We start from the raw sequence: 20,794 nt of genomic DNA, 5'->3' as shown, positions 1-20,794 counted from the left end.
CCTCACAAAATAATATCAATTTACGAACTGTCTGAAATATTCGATGGTTCTATTAAGACCATCTTCAAGCTTCAATTTAGGCTCCCAATTCAATTCTTTTTTGGCAAGCGTTATATCGGGCTGACGTTGTTTAGGATCATCCTGCGGCAAAGGTTTGAATATGATATCAGACCTTGAGCCGGTTAACTGAATAACCTTTTGGGCCAGTTCCAGTATGGTAAACTCATGCGGGTTGCCTAAATTGATCGGTCCGGTAATCTCATCATGTGTTTGCATCAAGTTAATCAGACCATCAATGAGATCATCCACATAACAGAAAGAACGTGTTTGCGATCCGTCTCCGTAGATGCTAATCGGTTCGCTCCTTAATGCCTGCAATATAAAATTGGAGACTACCCGACCGTCATTAGGATGCATACGGGGTCCGTATGTGTTGAATATTCGAGCCACCTTGATTTTCAAATTATGCTGACGATAATAGTCAAAAAATAATGTTTCAGCACAGCGTTTGCCTTCATCATAACAAGATCTTGGGCCGATGCAATTCACGTTGCCGTGATATGTCTCCGGCTGGGGGTGGACCGCGGGATCTCCGTAAACTTCTGAAGTGGATGCCTGGAGAATTTTAGCTTTAATCCGTTTGGCCAGGCCCAACACGTTAATAGAACCGTGAACGTTGACCTTGGTGGTCTGTACCGGGTCATTCTGGTAGTGAATGGGTGAAGCAGGACAGGCCAGGTTATAAATTTCGTCCACTTCCAGGTACAGCGGAAAGGTAATGTCGTGTCTTAACAATTCAAAATATGGGTTTGTTAGTAGATGAACGATATTTTTTTTGCTGCCGGTATAAAAATTATCAACACAAATCACATCACATCCTTCTTGAAGAAGCTTTTCACAAAGATGAGAGCCCAAAAATCCGGCACCACCTGTAACAAGAACTCGTTTTTTTAAATGCATTAAGTATCCTTTTTACTTACTCAAAAACATCTTCTTATCATTAACAAAATACTCCACCAGCATATTCACACTCTCTTCTATAGTACTTTCACTTGTGTCAATTACTATATCCGGATTTTCAGGTTCTCCATAGGAAGAGCCTACACCGGTATAATTTTTTATAACTCCCGAACGGGCTTTTGCATATAAACCTTTGGCATCTCTTTCTTCACATACATCAAGCGAGACCTTTGGAAAACGTCCCCTTTTTGCCCGATTTCTGCGTCAGGCTCAAATTTAAATCCTCGAAATACTCAATGTATTCCTGTGGTTAAATTTTCACCTTCCTTGAACTTAAACAAAATTGAACATTTTTCAAAGATCTGCAAGCGGATAACTGTAGTAAACTTCGATAAAACTTTGGGAAAAAACCTATAATGTTTGGGGTTATCGCGCCAAGTAAGTTCTGTTATTTGGAATCACTAATGTAAGTATGTAATAAGCTCTCTGATTTTTTCGTCCAAATTTCGATTCCATCTTTGTGTATGTTTTTATAGAAAGGGTCTTTATTGATCCGATACCATTTATAGGTGCTTTCATCCATAACAATTGGTGAAAACACCACGTTGTTTTTCAATGCAATCTCACTTGTGTGGTCGTCTATTCGTTATTTCTCAATTTTTTCTTCTTACTTATCGTGTGCTTGAACTTTAATACAGCGAAATTCAGTTCAATAGATGTCTCCGTGCCGTTCGTTTGCAAGTCATCATCAAAAATTCCGGCGATCAATTCTCCACTTTTCTGCATTAATGCCTTCCGATCAGCTTTATCCTTAACAATCGATAGTTCCTGAATGCTTTTTGATAGTTGTCTGATTTTTGAAAATGTTTCAATAATTGCAAACGTTGCTTCTGTAGCCTGTTTGCTCTTCAATATCGTAGCAATCATATACAAACCCTTCTCAGTGAAGGCCTTCGGTAATACCCTTGTCTTTGCAAATTTTGCGGTCGAAAATTTCGACCGCAAATTACCAAACTCTTCTTCGCTGATCTCAAACATATAATCATGTGGAAATTTATCAGGATTATTTTTTACTGCCTCATTGACTCGTTTTGTCTCAACCTTGTAAAGTTCAGCAACATCGCTGTCGAGCAAAATACTTTGGCCGCGTAACTCAACAATAAGATTCTTTAAATTCTCAAATTTTACTACTGAGCTCATACCGGTTCATCCTTTTTTTAGATACCCCGTAGAGATAGTGGTCATGTTGCTCCGCCAAGTCGGCAGGAAGGTCATCCTCTATGGCATAAGCAGCAACCTCGGAAAGAAGGGTTACGGGTTTCCCGGTCGTTTTATATTGCCTTTTCAGTTTTTTAACGAGATGTTCAACCTCAACCAACATTGAAGCCAGCAACAGATCAAGGTCTTTTTTTAGTATTTCCAGTTTATTCATACAGTAACCTCTGTAAAAAAAATTCACTATTAAAGCTCTCTCTGAATAAAAATCAATGAGCCCGGTACGCCTGATCATGCGGCCCAAGCAATACAAACTTGACTGTCTGGTCAAGGGTCGTTCCGCAGTCTGAACAGAGGATAACGGCATCATCACCTTTTTTCCGGCAGATCTCACAGAACAGGTAAATGATAATGAAATTACGTTTGACATGGCAGGAATAGAACCCTTGCCAGTTTCCCTTCAAGGGTTCACCCATTGAAATGGGGTTCTCAAGAATCATGTCGACTTTGTTTTTCACCAGTTTCCTGATGGAAGCATGCTTCTTTAAAGCTTTGAGAAAAGCTGCTTCGAAACGCGCTTCAATCATTCCGCGAACACCTCGTCGTAGGTATGCCACACAGTCGAGCCGTCCTTGAGACGGATCATAACTTCCTGCATGGCGGTCTGAAACGCCGGGTCTGCAAAAATGAACTCAGCGTTTCTGCCTTCAACCTTTCTTTTCAGGTTGAGCAAATACTGCGTCATCAAATCGGCAACAGTAACGCGGTTTTCCGCGGCAAACACCCGGGCGAAATCTGCAATATCCTGATCGAGACTGATGTTGATACGTGTTTTGGGCATGATGTACCTCCTTATGATATGTTCCCAGCATACACACGAATGGAGCAGATGTCAAACAATTTTAGGAGGAAAATAGAGGAACGTACAAAAGGTTCTTAAACCACTCCGGAAACATAGAAACAAGAAACGGTTCCTCGCTATTTCGTGTGGGTAACTCTCACCCTTGGATGCAATTCGATAAACATAGGGCCACAACAAAACCTTATCTGACAGGATTTACAGGATTAACAGGATGATTTATCAGACCGCTCCGGAAAGAGCGGCCTGAAACATGCAGCCGCTTCACGGAGGGTGAAACGCCAATGGTGTCCAGACCACTCCGATCGGCAACTCATTGCTTTCCCTTCGCTGTACGATACTTGCGTTTGACATAAACACCCATTAAACCAAAATTGATCAGCAGGCCAACCTCAATTCCAGTTGCCACCAAATAGTTCACCAACTGTTTTCGATAGACGCTTTCCAAAAATCCGAATCCCAAATTGTTATAGACTTGGTAAGCACAGCCGATTACTTTGTGGGTTACGTCTTCTTTCTCCACCGGATTACCCTCCTCGCCACAGGCGATGGTTTATTGCCTGACCGGCTTCCGGCCGGTCGGCAACATCCTGTCCATCCTGTTAATCCTATCTAAAAACCTTGGATAATATATGCGTTGCGTCAATAATACTTGCGGCAACTGCTTACCCACACAAAACAGCGAAGAGCCAAATGGGTTCTAAATTTCGATACATTGTTGAGCAATACTTTGGCATCAGCCACAAATATGACAGTGGCAACAAAGCAAGATTCCCAAAGATAATGACTAATCTCATCGATATCATGTTCAGGTAGTTAGTGTTTTTGTTATTTGAGAGGATTTCAAAGCCCCATAGTCTATTATAATGAGAAAATTTCCTGCCCGGTACTCTTAATCTCATCAATAAGTATTCCGCCTTTTGCATAGTCCTCAGGAGTAAAAGGGATGGGTTCAATCCTGCTGTCTATTCCACGTCTTAAGGGAACGATAAGCCTCCTGTCTGAATACCTGTCACCTTTAAATGCGGATGAAATAACAGCAATATCTATATCACTGTCTTCCCTTGGTGTTTTTTTCATGTAAGAACCAAACAACAACACTTTTTCAACAGAAATGTTATTTTCTTTTAATCGTACTATATATTTTTTTATTAAATTAATAATTAAAGATTTTGAAGAAGCCATTTTTTTAACCTCTCAATTTGTTCAAGTTTATTTATAGCACAATCATTATTTTAATATATTTTATACTATTCCGATATCATCTGCAAGGATTCTTACTTATCCAAAAACATCTTCTTATCATTAACCAAATAATCCACTATCAGATTCACACTCTCTTCAATAGTGCTTACACTTGTGTCAATAACTATATCCGGATTTTCAGGTTCTTCATATAAAGAGCCGACACCGGTATAGTTTTTTATAATTCCCGATCTGGCTTTTGCATATAAACCCTTTGCATCCCTTTGCTCACACACATCAAGCGGGCAACTGCAATAAACTTCGACAAAGCTTTGGGAAGAAATTAATTCTCTAAGCCACTTTCTATCTGATTTATACGGCGAAATAAAAGCGGTTAATACAATTATTCCTGCTTCCAAAAAAAGCTTTACGGTTTCTCCTATACGCCTTATATTTTCATGTCTGTCTTTTTCAGAAAAACCGAGATCACCGCATAACCCATGCCTTACATTGTCTCCGTCAAAAACGATTGTTCTGCATCCCATGTCATGCAATTTTTTTTCAAGTTTATGAGCAATAGTGGACTTCCCCGAACCGGAAAGCCCGGTAAACCAGACAACAACACTTTTATGCCCATTCAGTATAGTTCGATCCTCCCGGCTTACTAAAGATCTATGCCAGACAGTATTTTCACTTTTGGAAAACGAATTTGATTTTGTTTTCATTGAAACCTATATTTATTCTGAAAAAGCTCGATTAAAATTTTTATGCGATAACTATAGAGGTATTACTTCTTTTATCCTGATAATGCTATTGCTTTAAACTTTTCTTTCAGTAAACCAAAGCATTGCGAACAGGTGAATATTGCTAAGCCATAAATAACAGGCCTTAATGGAATGCTGTAACGAGGATAAGGAGCACCAATAATATGTAAGGCGATAAAATAAAAAATTAGTAATGATAGCGCTCGAAGAGTAAACAACGAATTTTCGGAAAGCTTTTTTGTATAAAATTTTGTCCATATAAAAACAGAAGATATAAATGCCAATATAACCAAAGCCCAGTGGATGCTCTTCATAAATAAATGTGTAAGTTTAAATATTTGTTTGTCAAAATAAGGAGAATATTTTACCGGATAAATGAATACATCCCCCACCCCTCCGATAATATCCCATGAAAATAATGTTAACGTCTTGTCAACCAAATACCATTTTGAATATCTGTAAGGCTCTTTTCTGAAACGACGTGTAATTTCAGAAAATATTGTTTTATAACTTTGTGAGATTTTTTTGCTGTTCGGATCAAAGCGATATGGCATACCTCTGCTGGATGCAATGCCATTATAAACAAAATCAGGATAAATACCATGATATACAGTGTTCTTTGCCAGTGTCGAATCTGATATTTTCCCAATTACAGAAAGGTTATATAAGAACCAAGGTGCAATAAGAATTGAAAACCCTAATATTAACGGTAAGATTAAACGCAAAGCGTTTTTTAACTTGCACTGGTAAATAATCAAACCAACAACGAAAATAATATAATATTGCAATGTCGGCCTGGTTAATGCTGCACTCGCAAAAACGATTCCTGCAATTAAAGCAAAAATAATTTTATTCCTTGAATAAGTTTCGATCAAAAGCCAAAGAGAAAACATCATTAAAAAAGTAAATAAGGTTTCGGTCAGTAAATAAGTATTCATCGAAATTAAATGTGGTGAAATAGCTGTAAGCAGGGTTGCAATAAAAGAGGGTATTTCAGAAAGAAAATATCTAAAAATTACATATGCAAGAAAAACACTTACGGTGCCTAAGAAAACCTGAACAAGATTTATTATAAACAACATTGAATCAGAAGGAGGATACTTGACAAAAGGTATCAAAAAAACAGGATAACCTGGTGACACTAATGTATCAGGCTTTATATTATGATCTACAAAGCTTTGGGGCGAGTATGTTTGTTTGTATTTCAAATTCAGGGCATAATTATAATATTTGGCAGCATCACTGCGAATAGGTCTATCTATTATTGTATAGATAACAGCATACATACGCAAACTGAATGACAATACTAAAATTAGTGTCAATCCGATATATTTCAGATATTTAAGATTATTTAAGGCCATTGACTATGATAGAATTTATTCTGTTAAGCAATTATGTTGTAGGTACACGCCTGATCTTTATTTCTCATCTGATCCCCCAATATATGTCGGACTGTTTTTTAGAATCCTGCGTAACTTATGCCATGGTCTGCGTGGCACATTTGCAATATCATAACCAAGAAAAGCTAATATCAGTTGCATACCCATTAATATGGGTAATGCTGCCAGCATTACCCTACCGGAGGTGGTGGCAACACCTTTTTGTAACGAATCGATCCAATGATAAACACCAAAACCACAACCAAAAATAAATGACAAAATCCCCAAAGGCAGCTCTATAGATGCGAGCGACATATCGCGTAGATAATAGTTATAAAAAATTCTCTTTGAAAAATTTAAGATATGCTTAAAGAAAAACCCCACGACAATTTTAGATATTTTCAAATTGCTAACTTCAGCGCCATATTTGGCATCCATCGGCACATCAATCACCACTGCGCGCAGCGTATTTAACCGAAACAGCATGTCGGTTTCAAAGAAATAACGGCGACTAATCTTGGTAAATGGCAAATGTTTAGCAACTTCGACGTGAATCGCGGTGTAGCCGTTGGTTGGATCAAACAAATCCCAATAACCGGAAGATAGCTTTGCCATCAGCGACAGTAACGCATTACCAAACAATCTCACAGGCGGCATTGCATGGATTTTTTCAAGATCGTAAAAACGGTTTCCCTTGGTGTAATCTGCCTCGCCAGTAAGGATGGGGCCTACCAAATCCGGAATCAGTGCGGGATCCATCTGCCCATCGGAATCCATTTTGACAATTATCTCCGCACCCAATTCGATGGCCTTCCGATATCCACTAAGCACTGCACCGCCAACTCCTTGATTTTGTTTGTGGCGGACGAAGTGCACTCTTTTGTCACCAACAGCCTGGGCGCACGCATAAGAATCATCAGGACTGCAATCATCCACAACTACAATGGTCCTGACAAACTCAGGTAACCCACGAAGGACATCTGCAATGCGGTCTCGCGCTTTATATAAGGGGATAACCACACATATATGTGACAATGAAAATTTGCGCATAGTCTGAATCATAGAATGAAAGCTTTGCATAACTATCCGAAAATTGTTTTTTACGAGTTATACAAAGCTCTCATAGTTATATATAGCTCCGCCCCTTGAATTACAGATAGTTATAGATAGCTTACAAGTTGTTTATCTGTTAAGAATCTATAACACTAACTTATTAAGCAATTCGTAATTATTTACATAAACTTATCAACTGCTCATCAGCTTTTAAACCTATAAACTATTATCGGCTCATTAGCGTATCAGCTTAAGAACTTAAGAGCTTATTAACTATATCTTCTTATTTTCCCATATCAAAATACTGGGACGATTTTTTAATTTTGGGAAAAAATCATTAAACTCTTCTTTACTTACAACCATAGATCTGATTTTTCTTTTTATATAACGTTCAGTTTTTCTGCTCAAATCATTTAGGTGAAACTGATCGATATTGCCTACAAGCAACAGATCTATAATTCCGCTGTCTTTACCTTCTGCATAATCATCAATAAGGTATGCTCGTTCAAGTTCTCCGAGCCTTTCCACTATACCGTCTATAACCTGGTCAATTCCCATTACTTTGCCAACCATTGATTTCAGTTCAGGAAATATCGGATGTTTAATATTTGCCATATAATGTATTTTACGGCCTATTTTCTCTGATATCAAAAGGTTGGTGTTTGTAAGTTGATTTAATTCTTCACGTATTGAATTGCTTGAAACATCAAATTCTCTGGCAAGTTCTCTAAGATATGATTTAGCTTCAGGATTAAAGAAAAATCTTGTCAAAAGTTTGATTCTTGTTTTTGATGATATTAAACCTGAAAACAAATTCTCCACAAAAAACTCCTTTATGAGTAGTTTATTTACTCATAACCGCGCTGGGTATCCTTGTCAAGGTTTTTTTGGCAGAAAAATATTTTGGTTTTTTTGCACTAAAAGGAAAAACCCGCCCCTTCATTATTTAAGCAGCTTGGATATCGCCTCAAGAGCCATATAATATCCCAAGTGACCGAAACCAAACATGCCTGCTGTTGCAATATCCGATACCATGGATTTATGGCGAAAAGGTTCTCTTTTGAAAATATTTGAAAGGTGTACTTCTATTATTGGAACTTTAAGCAGTAGAAGAGAATCTCTTATTGCAATACTTGTATGGGTAAATGCCGCAGGATTAATTATAAGCCCATGGTATATTCGCGAAGCTTCCTGAATTTTATCAACGATCAATCCTTCATGATTCGATTGAAAAGTATCCACACCAAGTCCGAGCTTTTTCCCTAACCTGACAAGTTCTTTATTAATATCAGTAAGAGTTGTAGTTCCATATTTATCCGGCTCTCTTTCCCCAAGCATATTAAGATTTGGACCATGGATAACTATAATCTTCTGCAATTTCATCCCCCTTTTTTCCATCGAGCCACTTTCAAAACGTTTTAGTTTGATCAAGGTCAAGGCGGGCGAAAATTTTAACCATAGGAATACATAGAGTATTTCGAGGATTAAAATTTGAGCCCAACGCAGAGATCGGTCAAAATGGGACGTTTTGAAACTGGCTCTATCTATTAACTTAATATGTTTCGTATTTCAATCAACTCCTTGCGAAGTTCTTTAACTACATCGGTTACTGAATCTAATGTTTTTAGAGAAGATTTGTTTTCACTTTTATCTGAACCAAGATGATTTATTGCCCCCTGGATAGTAAACTTTTTATCGTAAAGAAGATGTTTTATTTTTAAAATAAGCTCAACATCGCTTCTTTTGTAATGGCGCTGCCCGGCAGGAGTTCGTTTAGGGTTGATTTTTGAAAATTCAGTTTCCCAGAACCTGATAACAGAAGAAGGCAGACCGGTTATTTTGCCGACCTCCCCTATTTTAAAATATAGCTTATCAGGTATCTTTATTTCAGGATATGAATTGTCTTGCATCTTGATCACTCAGGCTTGAATACTTGTTTATCAGGCCGGCAATGATGCACCAAATTTCTTGATTAGCCTGTCTGTAATATTTTTATGTATATTGTTAACCTCATCATCTTCAAGAGTTTTTTCCGAAGATCTGTAGGTTATTCTTATTGAAACACTTTTTTTTGCAGGCGGAATTGGAGCCCCTTCGAAGATATCAAACAGCAAAGTCTTTTCTATAAGTGTTTCACCGAAACTGTTAATATTTTCTATGATAGACATAGCTTCGATATCTTGATCTATTATAATAGTAATATCTCTTGTTGCCAAAGGAAATCTTGGCTGTTGTTTAGATTTTCTTGCAAGGTTTGAAAGCTTAAGAAGGCTGTGGCTGTTTAATTCAAATATAAAAGCTGTCTGTTTTAAATCGAAGTTAGCAAGAACTTCAGGGTGTATTTCTCCAACATGCCCTATTAATTCTTTACCTGCCATAATGCCGGCGGTATATCCATATCTTGTATAATTGCATAATTCAAATGGCAGTTTTTCAAATTTAATATCGTTTATTTGCAAAGCAGCCAGAAGGGCTTCAACAACACCTTTTATATCATAAAAATCACAATTTATCTCTTTGGCATACCAGGCCAAATCATAACGGTCGCCGGTCCACAGGCCCGTAATCATTTCTGTTTCTTCAGGAAGGCTGTCTTTGCCTTTACTTGAAAATATTTTCCCGATTTCATAAATCTTAAGGTTTTTTACCTGATAAGATAAATTGCGTCGCATGGTTTCAAGAAGGCCTGGGACAAGAGACGGCCTCATAACATTCTGTTCTTCAGAAAGAGGATTTAGCACATGAACCATTTTTCTTTTTGGGTCATCGGGAGAAAGTTTAAGACGATCACATGCTGATTCATTTATGAAACTATAATTAATAGCCTCAGTGAACGAAAGTCCTGTCATTATATTTCTGATGTTTTCTCTTAAAACCCGAGTTTTTAAGGGATGCACAGCTTCTGCCTGCATAAGAGGCTGTGTAGTGGGAATGTTATTATATCCATATAAACGCGCCGCTTCTTCCATAAGGTCAACAGACCTTGAAATATCAACCCTGAAAGAAGGCGGAGTTACTTTGATTGTATCTGAATCATTATTTTCCACTTTAAATTCGATAGATTCAAGCAATGATTGTATTTTGTCTCTATCCAGTTTTATGCCAAGCAAATTATTGGTCTTACTTACACTAAGCTCAATTACATCGCTTTTTTGTTTTAACGGATATTCGTCAGTAATTGATTCAATAATTTTACCTTTGCCGATCTCAGTAATAAGTTCGGCAGCTCTTGCAAGTGCTCTTAATGTTCCATCAGGATCTACTCCCCGCTCGAACCGATATGAGGATTCAGTACTAAGACCGAGTTTTTTTGAAGTTTTACGGATGCTTAAGGGATTAAAATACGCGCTTTCTATCAAAACCTGTTTTGTTGTACCAGCAATTTCGGAATTTTCTCCTCCCATTACACCTGCTATTGCGACAGGTTTTTTGCCGTCACAAATAAGAAGCATTTCTTCATCCATAACCCGGTTTTTCCCATCAAGGGTTACAAAAACTTCGCCTTTTTTTGCCGTACGAACTACAATTTTGTTTTCTGCCACCTGGTCAAAGTCAAACGTATGAAGAGGTTGCCCGCATTCCAGCATCACAAAATTACTTATATCTACGATATTGTTTATGGGTCTTTGCCCTACTGATAAAAGACGTTTCCTGAGCCAGAAAGGAGACGGAGCAACTGTTATATCTCTTACAAGTCCTGCGGCATATCTTGGGCAATGATCGGGTGCTTCTATCTCTACTGAAATCAAATTTCTTTGCTTCTTATCATTACAAATTTGATTTACAAAAGGATATTTTATTTTCGTTTTTTGTATCGCAGCTACTTCTCTTGCTATTCCTATAACACTTGTGCAATCGGAGCGGTTTGGCGTTAAGCCTATTTCAAGTGTATAATCCGATAAACCAAGTGCAGCGGCAATACTACTGCCTTCCCGGCACTTATCAGAAAGAACCAATACACCACTTTTATCATCACCAAGTTCAAGTTCTTTTTCGCTGCAAAGCATTCCTTCAGATCTTTGCCCGCGTACTTCGCACGCTTCAATCAACGTCCCATCAGGAAGAAGCGTTCCATGCATGGCAAACGGGACAAGCATATTTTCTTTTATATTCGGCGCACCGCAAACAACCTGTAAAAGAGCATCTCCTGTATCAACACGACAAATTCTTAATTTATCTGCATTGGGATGAGGATTAATTTCAATAATACGCCCAACCACTACCTTTTCAAGATAGTCAAATGTATTTGTAACAGATTCTACCTCAAGCCCTGTCATTGTAAGCGCAGATGCCAGATCGTTAATATCTGTTTCTATAGTAACATAATCTTTAAGCCAGCTTAAACTAACTTTCATATCAGAACTGCCTTAAGAATCTTAAATCGTTTTCGAAAAATTTGCGGATATCATCAATACCATATTTCAGCATTGTAATGCGCTCAACTCCCATTCCAAAGGCGAATCCGGTTATTTTAGATGTGTCATATCCTACATTTTCAAACACCGCTGGGTGAACCATGCCGGAACCAAGCACTTCAAGCCAACCGGTATATGAGCAAACCCTGCAACCTTTGCCTCTGCACATAACACACAGAATATCAACCTCGGCACTGGGCTCTGTAAAAGGGAAAAAACTTGGCCGGAATCTTAAACTTGTCTTATCGTCAAACAACAAATGGAAAAAATTGGTAAGAATTCCTTTAAGATCTCCAAAAGATATGTTTTCACCAACCATCAGTCCTTCCACCTGGTGAAACATAGGTGTATGAGTAATATCGGAATCACTGCGATATACTTTTCCGGGAGCAATTATTTTAATAGGAGGTTTGCGTTTTTCCATGATGCGCACCTGTACAGGCGAGGTGTGTGTTCTTAAGACGATATTATCCGAAACATAAAAAGTATCCTGCATATCTCTTGCAGGATGATATTTTGGTATGTTGAGAGCTTCAAAATTATAGTAGTCATTCTCAATTTCGGGCCCTTCTACAATATTAAACCCCATTCGGGTAAATATATCGCAAATTTGCCTCATAATCTGTGTAACAGGATGAAGCGATCCGGGGTTAACAGCTCTTCCAGGCAATGAAACATCTATAAAGTCATCTGATTCTGAGGCATTAGATTCAAATTTGTTTATTGCATCTTTTATTGCATTATCTAAAATCTTCTTTGCTTCGTTAGCTTTTTCCCCTGCTCTTGGTCTTTCTTCGGAAGGTAGCTTTGATATGCTTCTAAGAAATTGAGTAATAACCCCCTTTCTTCCCAGGTATTTTACGGAAATTGCATTTAAGCTTTCGCTGCTTTTTGCAATTTCAATTTCTTTAAAAGCTTCGGCACAAATCTCTTCTATTGTTTTTTCCACTTTAATCGTCTTGCTATAATTTTACTTGAGATGATCAGAATAAAACTAGTGAAAAGCGCATCAAAAAACCGGCATAAATTTATTTTTGATACATCATCAATTTTCTATACAAGCTGTATTTTCAAGCCTGCTGCAAAGCTATGCCGGCCAATTGTGCAAATCCGCTGGGATCCGATATTGCCAGATCTGCAAGAACTTTACGATCAAGATCAATATTTGCCAGTTTAAGCCCATGCATAAACTTGCTGTATGATAAATTATTGATTCGCGCAGCAGCATTTATTCTTATTATCCACAATTTGCGGAAATCACGTTTACAAGTTCTGCGATCACGGTATGCATATGCTAAAGCTCTGTCTACCGTATCAGCTGCTGTCCGGAATAATTTACTGTGACCTCCACGAAAACCCTTGGCAAGCTTTAAAACCTTTTTTCTTCTGTGCCTTGCCTTAAAACCTCTTTTAACACGCATTTCTAATCTCCTTACTTATATACAAATAAAACAAATAACTCATAATATTTAAAATAATTATATTTAATCCTATCAAATCAACTATTAGGAAGAAGCAATCTAATCTCTCTTTGATTTGTTTTGTCTATCATATTTTTCTTACGCAACGAACGTTTCCGTTTTGTTGTCTTTTTCGTAAGTATGTGGCTTCCATTGGACTTGGCAAACTTAAATTTTCCTGAACCTGTTTTTTTAAATCGTTTTGCTGCGCCACGATTAGTCTTTATCTTGGGCATAACCTTCTCCTTCATCTTAACTGCTATATAACTTTATATAAAATCTTGTTTTCTACATGAATAATAATCACTTGGGAGCTAAAATCATTATCATGGCACGCCCTTCAAATTTTGGCATTTGCTCAACCACAGCAATATCTGAGGTACTGTTTACAATTTTCTCAAGCAGTTCCCTGCCTAGCTGCGTCAGCGTAATCTCACGGCCTCTGAAAACAACCGTAACTTTTACCTTATCTTTTTTTCCGATGAACTTTTTTATATGATCTATTTTGACACTAAGATCATGATCACTGGTTTTGGGTCGCACCTTTATTTCTTTAACCTGAAATGTGCTTTGTTTCTTTTTTGCTTCCTGCTTTTTCTTTACCAGTTCATACTTATAACGTCCATAATCCATGATTTTACATACAGGCGGATTAGCGGTTGGCGAAACTTCAACCAGATCAAATCCAAAATCGGCTGCCGCAGCTAGAGCTCTATATGTAGGCAGAATACCTAACTGATTTCCATCAGGATCTATTACTCTTACCTCTTTGGCCCGTATGTCCTGGTTAATGTTTGTTTTGTCTGCTTTCTCCGGTCTGCTTGCTTGTCTGAATATAGCTATACCGACACCTCCCACGGTCACATTTGTTTATAATAGCATTAAGTCTTATAAGTAATAATGATATGTTATCAGACTGCTGTAAATAATATACACTTAATTTAATCCAAGACTATTTATATTACAACTTAAAGAAATGCAAGAAAAATATTAAAATGGTTTAGCTCTCAAATCAAACCGGATGTTTTTTCACCCGGCCTGCTAACAGGCTATTTAGGAATCCATAATTTTATGTGTATTGTTTATAATTTCTTTAAGTTTTTCAATCTCTTGCTGATTCATCGAAAAGCCATGCTTTTCCTCCGGAAACTGCAAGGTTTCAACATCGGATTTATATTGGCTGACTGATGAAAATATAATGTCGCTTATTTTTGCATATTGCTTAACAAATTTTGGTGTAAATTTATCAAATAATCCTATCAAATCATGAGTTACAAGAACCTGGCCATCACAATCTATTCCTGCACCAATTCCTATTGTGGGAATCAAAATCGATTCTGTGATTATCTTTGCAATAGGAGAAGGGATAGCCTCAAGCACTACCGAAAAACAACCGGCATCTTCAAGCGCTTTTGCATCTTCGATAAGAGCAAGAGCAGCTTCAAAACTCTTTCCCTGCACCTTGAATCCGCCCAGAGATGATGCCGTCTGAGGAGTAAGACCAATATGTCCCTGAACCGGAATTCCGGCTTCAACAATCGCCTTTGCGACAGGAGCCGCCCGGCACCCACCCTCAAGCTTTATACAGTCTGCTTTTGCCTCCTTCATCATTCGGTTGGCATTATAAATCGCTTCTTTAATTGAAACATTATATGATCCGAAAGGCATATCCCCTATTACCAAAGCTCTTTTTACCGCACCCGATACTGCCTTTATATGATGAAGCATCTCTTCCATAGTAACCGAAACAGTATCTTTATAACCAAGCACCACCATTGCAAGAGAATCACCTACAAGTATGATATCAATTTCCGCCTTATCTACAAGAAGTGCTGTCGGGTAATCATATGCGGTAAGCATTGTTATCTTTTTTCCGCTTTTTTTCCTTTCCTTTATATCAGGCACAGTTATTTTATTCTGTTCCATATTACGTCTCCTTTTGACGTTTATTCAGGCTTTCTCGTTAAATCCTAAAAAGCTTAAGCGGTGATTCTTTCAGTTGTTCGTTTGCCGATTTAAGCTTATCCTCCCCTGATATCACAGCAATTCCGCAAGAATTATCTTTATCTTCAAGATACCTGTTTGAAACATCGATTATTTTTTCGCGGGTAACAGCAAGAACCCCCTTTTTAAAACGTTTTCTCATTTCATCCGAAAGTGATACAATTTTTCTGTAAAAAGCTTTTATTGCTGCAATACCCGGAGTATCAGGCCTGTCGATTTCGGAACAAACCTGCAAAATTGCTTCCTTGACATCTTCATTACCAAATTTTCCCTTTTTGATAAACGCAGGAGCTTTTTTGAAAACATTTAAGGTATTTACTATATGCGGATCTCTGTAAGAAGCGTAAGAAAAAATCCCGTCTTCAATATTATATGTTGAATATCCGCCGTATGCCCCACCTTTTTCACGGATTTCCCTGTGAATATACATTGACTTTAAAAGTTTGCTTAAAACCGCAAGCGCAGGCGCATCTTCGTGCTCCATTCTAACCACATCAAAATTATATGCCACAAAAGAAACTGCCGATGATGTACTCCAGCCCTCATTCGGCAAAACTTCTTCTACAAAAATATCATTTACCAAATAATGATCTGAAATATTTTCCGGAAGGTTGTTTAGGAATAAACAAGTTTTTGGAAGCGCTTCGGATAGCAAATGACTATCGGCTATAAGCGCTGTTTTAAAATTATTTTTAGCCATAATTTTTGATGCTATCAAAGACAAGTCATCAGCAATTATTTTTACTTTTTCATCACAAAGATCTTTAGTTATTTTTTTTATGAAAAGCAATTGATGGATTCCATGCCATATTTCACTTAGTTTTGATGCTTTGTTAAAGTTTCTAGATGCTAGTGAAATAGCCAATCTGTGACCATTTGGAACAATCATTGATTCAAAACCTGCCCGGTATTCTAGAAGAAGCTTCTTTAAACGGATATAATCGGAAAAATTGTTTTCAAAAACAAGTTCATTTAAAATATCAAACATCATATCAACATTTCTTTCAAGGCATTTACCATTAAAAGAAAGAAAAGGAATATACGAGCCGGTACTATCATATCCTGTTCTTACATTTGATGAAAGTCCGATTCCACCCGTATAAAGATCGATGCGCTGAGCCATATCCGAGTAATCCCTTAAGGATGTACCCATTTTAGAAAATGCAAAACAGAAAAACGGAACAAGGGGAATAAGTCTTTCCTCAAGCGTTTGAGTTCCTGCAACCGCGGTAAAGTATAAAATTCCCCCGGTTGGCTGTTCATAACATAAAACCGGAGTATCGCTATATAAAGAGCTTTCTTTAACACTTTCAATAGATGGTGGGATATCAGAAATTTCAAGTGTCGGAAGACAAGAGAGATCTTCCTTTTTTACCTGAAGCGTTTCAAGACGCTTTGCATCTTCACAGATTTTCTCAATGTTTTCTTTTGTCAAACCGGCTCTAATGTTTTCAAGCTCTGCTGTAACACGCTCTTTTTCTCTTTGTTCCATATCCTGATCAGGGGCAAGTGTTAAAAGCACCCTGTGATTATTTTTTATAAAATATTTATTTATCCTCTTTTCAAAAAGGGGTTCTTTTGATAATTCTTCCCGTAATCTTTGAAGGTCGGCATCAAGATTCAGTATCCTGGCAGGATCTCCTTCATGAAGCCAGCTTCCCGCAAACGCAAGCAAGAGTTTTATACCGAAAGGATATGGAATATTTGTTATTTCCTTGCGGTTAAACTCCAACTGATGAATAGCAGATTCGATAAGATTCTTATCAATACCGTTTTTGAAAAGATCTGAAAGTGTATCAAAGAAAATCTTTTCAATGACATCGGCATCCGATTCCTTGACATCCTTAAGACCGCAGACAAACATCGTATCTTTGTTTCCAGGGTCATATCCTGATGAATCGGAAAGTGAAGAGCCAAGGCCGGAATCTATCAAAGCTTTGCGAAGAGGAGAAGAAGCATTTCCGATAAGGATATGCTCTAAAAGCACAAGAATGAGCAATTCAAAAGTATCGGTTATATCCGACAAAAGCCATGCCATGCATATCTGGTATTTTTTCAGCGGCTCCTCATTCTTTGCCAGAGGATAAACATAGCGCACCTTTTTCGGCTCATTCCAGCGGGGATGTGAAGAAACAGATGTTTGAGGATCTATAAGGCTAAATTTATCAAGTACTTTTTCATCAATAAAAGAAAGGCTTTCGTCTAAAGGAATATTTCCATATGTATAGAAATAAGCATTACTGGGATGATAATATCTGCTGTGAAATTTCTTCAGATCCTCGTAGGTAAGGGTCGGAATAACGGCAGGATCTCCTCCGGAGTTAAAACCATATGTGGTTTCAGGATAAAGAGCATTTAATATTGAACGCCCCATAACCTGATCCGGAGAAGACATTGCTCCTTTCATCTCATTATAAACAACCCCTTTATACACAAGGCTTTGTTCCTTTAAAGAAGACAAATCCATTTCAATGCGGTATCCTTCCTGCTTGAAATTAAGTTCTTCTATAAGCGGGAAAAAAGCAGCATCAAGATATACTTCCATAAGATTATAATAATCTTTTTTGTTCTGAGTTGAAAAAGGATACATAGTCCAATCGGATGCGGTAAAAGCATTCATAAATGTATTAAGGCTTCTTTTGATCATGGAAAAAAAAGGATCCCGTACCGGATAATTTTTTGACCCGCACAAAACCGTATGTTCCAGTATATGTGCTACTCCGGTTGAGTCCTCAGGAACTGTCTTAAAAGTTACTGAAAAGGTATTTTCTTTATCACTATTGCTTATATGAATATGCCTTGAACCTGTCTTTATATGTCTCAATTCATAAAAAAAAGATTTAATATCGGAAAGTTCTGCTATTCTATTTACAGTGTAGCCGGAAATCGTATCCCCTTCAAAAATGTTTTTATTAATACAATCGGTAGTTATGTTCATCTAAACCTCTGTTTACTAAATGTAAGGCACTAAATGGCAATATATATTCCTCTGGCTTTACGCTTTATTTTTCCTAACTTATTCAACCTGAAAATAAGGTTACGAATTTTCTTTTCCTCAAAACCTGTTTTTGCCTGAATCTCCTCAAAATTTGCTCCCTGATCATAACTTTTAATTACCTTTAGCACTGTTTCATATGCTGTTATTACTGACCTGTTATCGTTGCGCACAGACAAACGGCCGCTTTTTTCCCCACAATTTTTTATCAGAATCTCCAGATTCTCAACTTTAGTCAAAATTTTTTGAAGATCTTTTCTAGATGGAATGTCATAAGTCAGCATGAAAAACTTGACCATTGCATCAAAACTAACTGCTTTTACTCTTTTCTTAGCCATATCCCCCCCTTTTTTGACAATGAAATATATACAAAACAAACGACATAATTGCAGGAAATATTAATATAAAACTAATTGATAATAATACTAAAGTCAAGCTTCATAAATGTATAGCAAAGATTCTCGTCAAATATTATTTTCAGTCATCATGGGTAGGACTATAGCAATATTTACTATATTGTTTTATCAGATCAATTTTCCGGGTGGAAAATCGGCTTAAAAAATGAGGTGGCATTATTTGCAGTAATAATATGAATCTTAGAAAATCTATGAGAATTAATCTTTTTGCTCAATAAGCCCTTAATTGCTGTTTGCCGCAAGTCTCCCATTTGGCCGAAGCTTTCTCATCAGTATCGATTTTATTAACCAATAAAGTAGATTTTCCTTCAAGCAAGACGGCTTTTACCTTATCGCCGAGACGTATTTTATCATTTTCTATCAGCAACCCCTCATCAATGGATTGAACCGCTTCAACATGTGTTTGCCTTTTTATCTCATCAGGCGTGACAATACCGTTAGCCGATTCAATTTTCAAATGACCTTTAATACGACCGTCGTTGCCTGTCAGACGCAGGCCAACTGCGGCAAGCGCTCCTATCACCCCTTGACCGGTTCCGCCATGCTCCGAAAGATGAACATCCAGGCGTTTTGCAAGCTCATATGCATCCGCTTTCTTAATTACTTGTTTCTTACCACTATAACCAAAGGCCATAAGCTCTTTTGCCCCGGTAAAGCTATCTATATCCAGAAAGCAAAAACCAGGATCCGAACCTTCAGCGCTTTTCTTTTTTAAAAAATCTACGGTAAATTCTACAAAAGCATATAAATATTTTTTGTCAATCTCCGCTTCAAAACACATGGCACTGTTGTGCGAAGTATAAGGAATATCCGGATGAACAAACATCTGATGCCGGGTTATAAAACCTCCTTTTCCCCATCCATTGATATTTAAGCTTTCAGATAACATCGAAGCCAGTTTCCCTGTTCCGATGCTCTCCAGATTGTCCGTATCATCAATAGCTACCAAAATCCTCATTAAGAAACTCCTTTAGAAATTATTAAAAACCTGCTTTGCTTCTTTTAGGTTTCCTCACATTTTTGCCGCTTAGAATTTTTTTTGTCATCTCTTCCGAAAGTTCATAGTTAAAAAATTTCTTATAAAATGCCTTGGTTTCGGCCTTCATATCAATTTGGGCAAACAATTCCGGGTAAAGTATTTTTGCCGACCATAAGATGGCAAGCGGCGTCTCCAGTGATCCGGGATGCCCCCAGCGTGAAATACCAATAGGCATTTGATATACTTTTTTGTTTTTCACAGCTTTTAAAGCGGACCATTTATCGTCTTGAAGAATAAGCTTTACAGCACTCGGTTCATTGGCAAGAATAACATCAGGGTCCCATAATAAGATCTGCTCCAGACTTGTATAGTTCTTGCCTTCAATGAGTTGTTGCCCCCGGTTTAGAGCCACATTTTCACACCCTGTCACTTTGAGCCAATCTGTTTCAATCCCATGAAGCAACGTGGTTCTCAGTGGCTCGTTAACTGCATAATACACACGAATACGTTTTTCCATCGGAATCTTATCCGTGAGTTTGCAAACTCGTTCAATTATATCCTTGTAATAGTCAATATACTCGGCAGCACGCGCCTCGGCCCAAATAGCCTTTCCGATTAACTCAATGGCATATTGCTGTGTTGCGATGTTTGAATAATCTATAACCAAATATGGTATCTTAAATCTGGCAAGCTTTGCCATATCCGATGGGTCACCGGCAACATCTCCCGGCACAAAAAGAATATCTGACTTTGATACAAGCAATTCTTCAATATTAATGGCCCCCTGTGCCTTTGGAACATGTGCATCTAAAATTGATGGGCAAATGCGAAGCAATAGCGAATCACGTTTTAGGCCGTTAGAAACAGCAACGATATCAGCCCCTCTTCCCAGCATAGTTACAACATGGCCTGTAAACGCATATAAGCAGGCGATTCTTTCTACCTTTGCAGGTAGTACAACCGAACGACCCTTACAATCAACAAGGGTGGGCCCTTTGCCGGAAATGTCCTCTCCGACCGGTTGGCAAAGCACGAGCGCCGGCGGATTGAATAGTACTATAATAATCCATACCAGCATAAAGCATCCGAGCATGTTTTTTTTCATATATT

At 37.8% G+C, this 20,794-nt stretch carries 23 protein-coding genes and 1 pseudogene; all 24 read right to left on the bottom strand.

Translation table 11 applies throughout. The features are described 5' to 3' along the window. Positions 1-15: 15 nt before the first annotated feature. The 24 genes and pseudogenes from KKC46_15880 to KKC46_15765 all read right to left on the bottom strand — a co-directional run bounded on the left by KKC46_15880 (position 16) and on the right by KKC46_15765 (position 20,789). Entirely contained in the window at positions 16-960 is a 945-nt protein-coding gene (locus KKC46_15880) for an SDR family oxidoreductase (protein ID MBU1055281.1), read from the bottom strand. A 12-nt stretch (positions 961-972) separates the two neighbouring features. Next, positions 973-1,197: pseudogene (locus KKC46_15875) on the bottom strand (adenylyl-sulfate kinase). Between the two features lie 402 nt (positions 1,198-1,599). Beyond that, positions 1,600-2,160: an ORF6N domain-containing protein gene (locus KKC46_15870; GenBank protein MBU1055280.1), complete on the bottom strand. Its 561-nt coding sequence runs from the start codon at positions 2,158-2,160 to the stop codon at positions 1,600-1,602. Beyond that, a complete protein-coding gene (locus KKC46_15865; GenBank protein ID MBU1055279.1) occupies positions 2,138-2,392 on the bottom strand; it encodes a hypothetical protein in 255 nt (84 codons plus the stop codon). The genes KKC46_15870 and KKC46_15865 overlap by 23 nt, the downstream gene beginning before the upstream one ends. Positions 2,393-2,444: 52 nt before the next feature. Continuing rightward, positions 2,445-2,759: a type II toxin-antitoxin system YafQ family toxin gene (locus KKC46_15860; protein ID MBU1055278.1), complete on the bottom strand. Its 315-nt coding sequence runs from the start codon at positions 2,757-2,759 to the stop codon at positions 2,445-2,447. After that, positions 2,759-3,016, bottom strand: coding sequence for a hypothetical protein (locus KKC46_15855; GenBank protein ID MBU1055277.1), 258 nt, complete (start codon positions 3,014-3,016; stop codon positions 2,759-2,761). The genes KKC46_15860 and KKC46_15855 overlap by 1 nt, the downstream gene beginning before the upstream one ends. 331 nt (positions 3,017-3,347) lie before the next feature. Beyond that, positions 3,348-3,557 (bottom strand): hypothetical protein, encoded by a 210-nt coding sequence (locus tag KKC46_15850; protein MBU1055276.1) that lies wholly within the window; start codon positions 3,555-3,557, stop codon positions 3,348-3,350. Positions 3,558-3,895: 338 nt separating this feature from the next. Further along, positions 3,896-4,219, bottom strand: a complete 324-nt coding sequence (locus KKC46_15845) for a nucleotidyltransferase domain-containing protein (GenBank protein ID MBU1055275.1) — start codon at positions 4,217-4,219, stop codon at positions 3,896-3,898. 92 nt (positions 4,220-4,311) lie between these two features. Continuing rightward, a complete protein-coding gene (cysC, locus tag KKC46_15840; protein ID MBU1055274.1) occupies positions 4,312-4,944 on the bottom strand; it encodes an adenylyl-sulfate kinase in 633 nt (210 codons plus the stop codon). Between the two features lie 71 nt (positions 4,945-5,015). After that, entirely contained in the window at positions 5,016-6,065 is a 1,050-nt protein-coding gene (locus KKC46_15835; protein ID MBU1055273.1) for a glycosyltransferase family 39 protein, read from the bottom strand. Positions 6,066-6,401: 336 nt separating this feature from the next. After that, entirely contained in the window at positions 6,402-7,412 is a 1,011-nt protein-coding gene (locus KKC46_15830; protein MBU1055272.1) for a glycosyltransferase family 2 protein, read from the bottom strand. Between the two features lie 276 nt (positions 7,413-7,688). Then, entirely contained in the window at positions 7,689-8,237 is a 549-nt protein-coding gene (locus tag KKC46_15825) for an ArsR family transcriptional regulator (protein ID MBU1055271.1), read from the bottom strand. 120 nt (positions 8,238-8,357) lie between these two features. Further along, the gene (gene aroQ / locus KKC46_15820; protein ID MBU1055270.1) at positions 8,358-8,798 is read right to left on the bottom strand and encodes a type II 3-dehydroquinate dehydratase; all 441 of its coding nucleotides are present in this window, start codon (positions 8,796-8,798) and stop codon (positions 8,358-8,360) included. Positions 8,799-8,962: 164 nt separating this feature from the next. Continuing rightward, complete coding sequence (locus tag KKC46_15815; protein MBU1055269.1) at positions 8,963-9,325, bottom strand: MerR family transcriptional regulator; 363 nt, start codon at positions 9,323-9,325, stop codon at positions 8,963-8,965. Between the two features lie 30 nt (positions 9,326-9,355). Further along, the gene (gene pheT / locus KKC46_15810) at positions 9,356-11,770 is read right to left on the bottom strand and encodes a phenylalanine--tRNA ligase subunit beta (GenBank protein ID MBU1055268.1); all 2,415 of its coding nucleotides are present in this window, start codon (positions 11,768-11,770) and stop codon (positions 9,356-9,358) included. Position 11,771: 1 nt separating this feature from the next. Further along, positions 11,772-12,779 carry a phenylalanine--tRNA ligase subunit alpha gene (gene pheS / locus KKC46_15805; GenBank protein ID MBU1055267.1) on the bottom strand — a complete coding sequence of 336 codons (1,008 nt, stop codon included), beginning with the start codon at positions 12,777-12,779 and terminating at the stop codon, positions 11,772-11,774. 121 nt (positions 12,780-12,900) lie between these two features. Further along, positions 12,901-13,251, bottom strand: a complete 351-nt coding sequence (gene rplT / locus KKC46_15800) for a 50S ribosomal protein L20 (GenBank protein ID MBU1055266.1) — start codon at positions 13,249-13,251, stop codon at positions 12,901-12,903. 77 nt (positions 13,252-13,328) lie between these two features. After that, on the bottom strand, positions 13,329-13,526 hold the full coding sequence (gene rpmI, locus KKC46_15795) for a 50S ribosomal protein L35 (GenBank protein MBU1055265.1): 198 nt from the start codon (positions 13,524-13,526) through the stop codon (positions 13,329-13,331). A gap of 67 nt (positions 13,527-13,593) precedes the next feature. Next, positions 13,594-14,082 (bottom strand): translation initiation factor IF-3, encoded by a 489-nt coding sequence (gene infC / locus KKC46_15790; GenBank protein ID MBU1055264.1) that lies wholly within the window; start codon positions 14,080-14,082, stop codon positions 13,594-13,596. A 261-nt stretch (positions 14,083-14,343) separates the two neighbouring features. Beyond that, entirely contained in the window at positions 14,344-15,216 is an 873-nt protein-coding gene (gene panB, locus KKC46_15785; GenBank protein MBU1055263.1) for a 3-methyl-2-oxobutanoate hydroxymethyltransferase, read from the bottom strand. Positions 15,217-15,253: 37 nt separating this feature from the next. Next, complete coding sequence (locus KKC46_15780) at positions 15,254-18,232, bottom strand: insulinase family protein (GenBank protein MBU1055262.1); 2,979 nt, start codon at positions 18,230-18,232, stop codon at positions 15,254-15,256. Between the two features lie 29 nt (positions 18,233-18,261). Continuing rightward, positions 18,262-18,627 carry a hypothetical protein gene (locus KKC46_15775; GenBank protein ID MBU1055261.1) on the bottom strand — a complete coding sequence of 122 codons (366 nt, stop codon included), beginning with the start codon at positions 18,625-18,627 and terminating at the stop codon, positions 18,262-18,264. A gap of 289 nt (positions 18,628-18,916) precedes the next feature. After that, a complete protein-coding gene (locus KKC46_15770; protein ID MBU1055260.1) occupies positions 18,917-19,663 on the bottom strand; it encodes a hypothetical protein in 747 nt (248 codons plus the stop codon). A 22-nt stretch (positions 19,664-19,685) separates the two neighbouring features. Then, positions 19,686-20,789 (bottom strand): ABC transporter substrate-binding protein, encoded by a 1,104-nt coding sequence (locus KKC46_15765; GenBank protein MBU1055259.1) that lies wholly within the window; start codon positions 20,787-20,789, stop codon positions 19,686-19,688. Between the last annotated feature and the right edge of the window lie 5 nt (positions 20,790-20,794).

This window comes from Pseudomonadota bacterium, assembly GCA_018817425.1.
Classification (GTDB): domain Bacteria; phylum Desulfobacterota; class Desulfobacteria; order Desulfobacterales; family RPRI01; genus RPRI01.
This window is presented reverse-complemented; position numbering and strand designations above follow the sequence as displayed.

What these genes read in the sequence shown, in the direction of transcription:
- rplT (MBU1055266.1), bottom strand. Translation starts at nt 13,251, where the DNA reads ATGCGTGTTAAAAGAGGTTTTAAGGCAAGGCACAGAAGAAAAAAGGTT.
- KKC46_15880 (MBU1055281.1), bottom strand. Translation starts at nt 960, where the DNA reads ATGCATTTAAAAAAACGAGTTCTTGTTACAGGTGGTGCCGGATTTTTG.
- KKC46_15855 (MBU1055277.1), bottom strand. Translation starts at nt 3,016, where the DNA reads ATGCCCAAAACACGTATCAACATCAGTCTCGATCAGGATATTGCAGAT.
- pheT (MBU1055268.1), bottom strand. Translation starts at nt 11,770, where the DNA reads ATGAAAGTTAGTTTAAGCTGGCTTAAAGATTATGTTACTATAGAAACA.
- KKC46_15865 (MBU1055279.1), bottom strand. Translation starts at nt 2,392, where the DNA reads ATGAATAAACTGGAAATACTAAAAAAAGACCTTGATCTGTTGCTGGCT.
- aroQ (MBU1055270.1), bottom strand. Translation starts at nt 8,798, where the DNA reads ATGAAATTGCAGAAGATTATAGTTATCCATGGTCCAAATCTTAATATG.
- KKC46_15845 (MBU1055275.1), bottom strand. Translation starts at nt 4,219, where the DNA reads ATGGCTTCTTCAAAATCTTTAATTATTAATTTAATAAAAAAATATATA.
- panB (MBU1055263.1), bottom strand. Translation starts at nt 15,216, where the DNA reads ATGGAACAGAATAAAATAACTGTGCCTGATATAAAGGAAAGGAAAAAA.
- KKC46_15770 (MBU1055260.1), bottom strand. Translation starts at nt 19,663, where the DNA reads ATGAGGATTTTGGTAGCTATTGATGATACGGACAATCTGGAGAGCATC.
- cysC (MBU1055274.1), bottom strand. Translation starts at nt 4,944, where the DNA reads ATGAAAACAAAATCAAATTCGTTTTCCAAAAGTGAAAATACTGTCTGG.
- KKC46_15835 (MBU1055273.1), bottom strand. Translation starts at nt 6,065, where the DNA reads ATGTTGTTTATAATAAATCTTGTTCAGGTTTTCTTAGGCACCGTAAGT.
- KKC46_15775 (MBU1055261.1), bottom strand. Translation starts at nt 18,627, where the DNA reads ATGGCTAAGAAAAGAGTAAAAGCAGTTAGTTTTGATGCAATGGTCAAG.
- rpmI (MBU1055265.1), bottom strand. Translation starts at nt 13,526, where the DNA reads ATGCCCAAGATAAAGACTAATCGTGGCGCAGCAAAACGATTTAAAAAA.
- KKC46_15870 (MBU1055280.1), bottom strand. Translation starts at nt 2,160, where the DNA reads ATGAGCTCAGTAGTAAAATTTGAGAATTTAAAGAATCTTATTGTTGAG.
- KKC46_15780 (MBU1055262.1), bottom strand. Translation starts at nt 18,232, where the DNA reads ATGAACATAACTACCGATTGTATTAATAAAAACATTTTTGAAGGGGAT.
- KKC46_15830 (MBU1055272.1), bottom strand. Translation starts at nt 7,412, where the DNA reads ATGCGCAAATTTTCATTGTCACATATATGTGTGGTTATCCCCTTATAT.
- KKC46_15815 (MBU1055269.1), bottom strand. Translation starts at nt 9,325, where the DNA reads ATGCAAGACAATTCATATCCTGAAATAAAGATACCTGATAAGCTATAT.
- KKC46_15765 (MBU1055259.1), bottom strand. Translation starts at nt 20,789, where the DNA reads ATGAAAAAAAACATGCTCGGATGCTTTATGCTGGTATGGATTATTATA.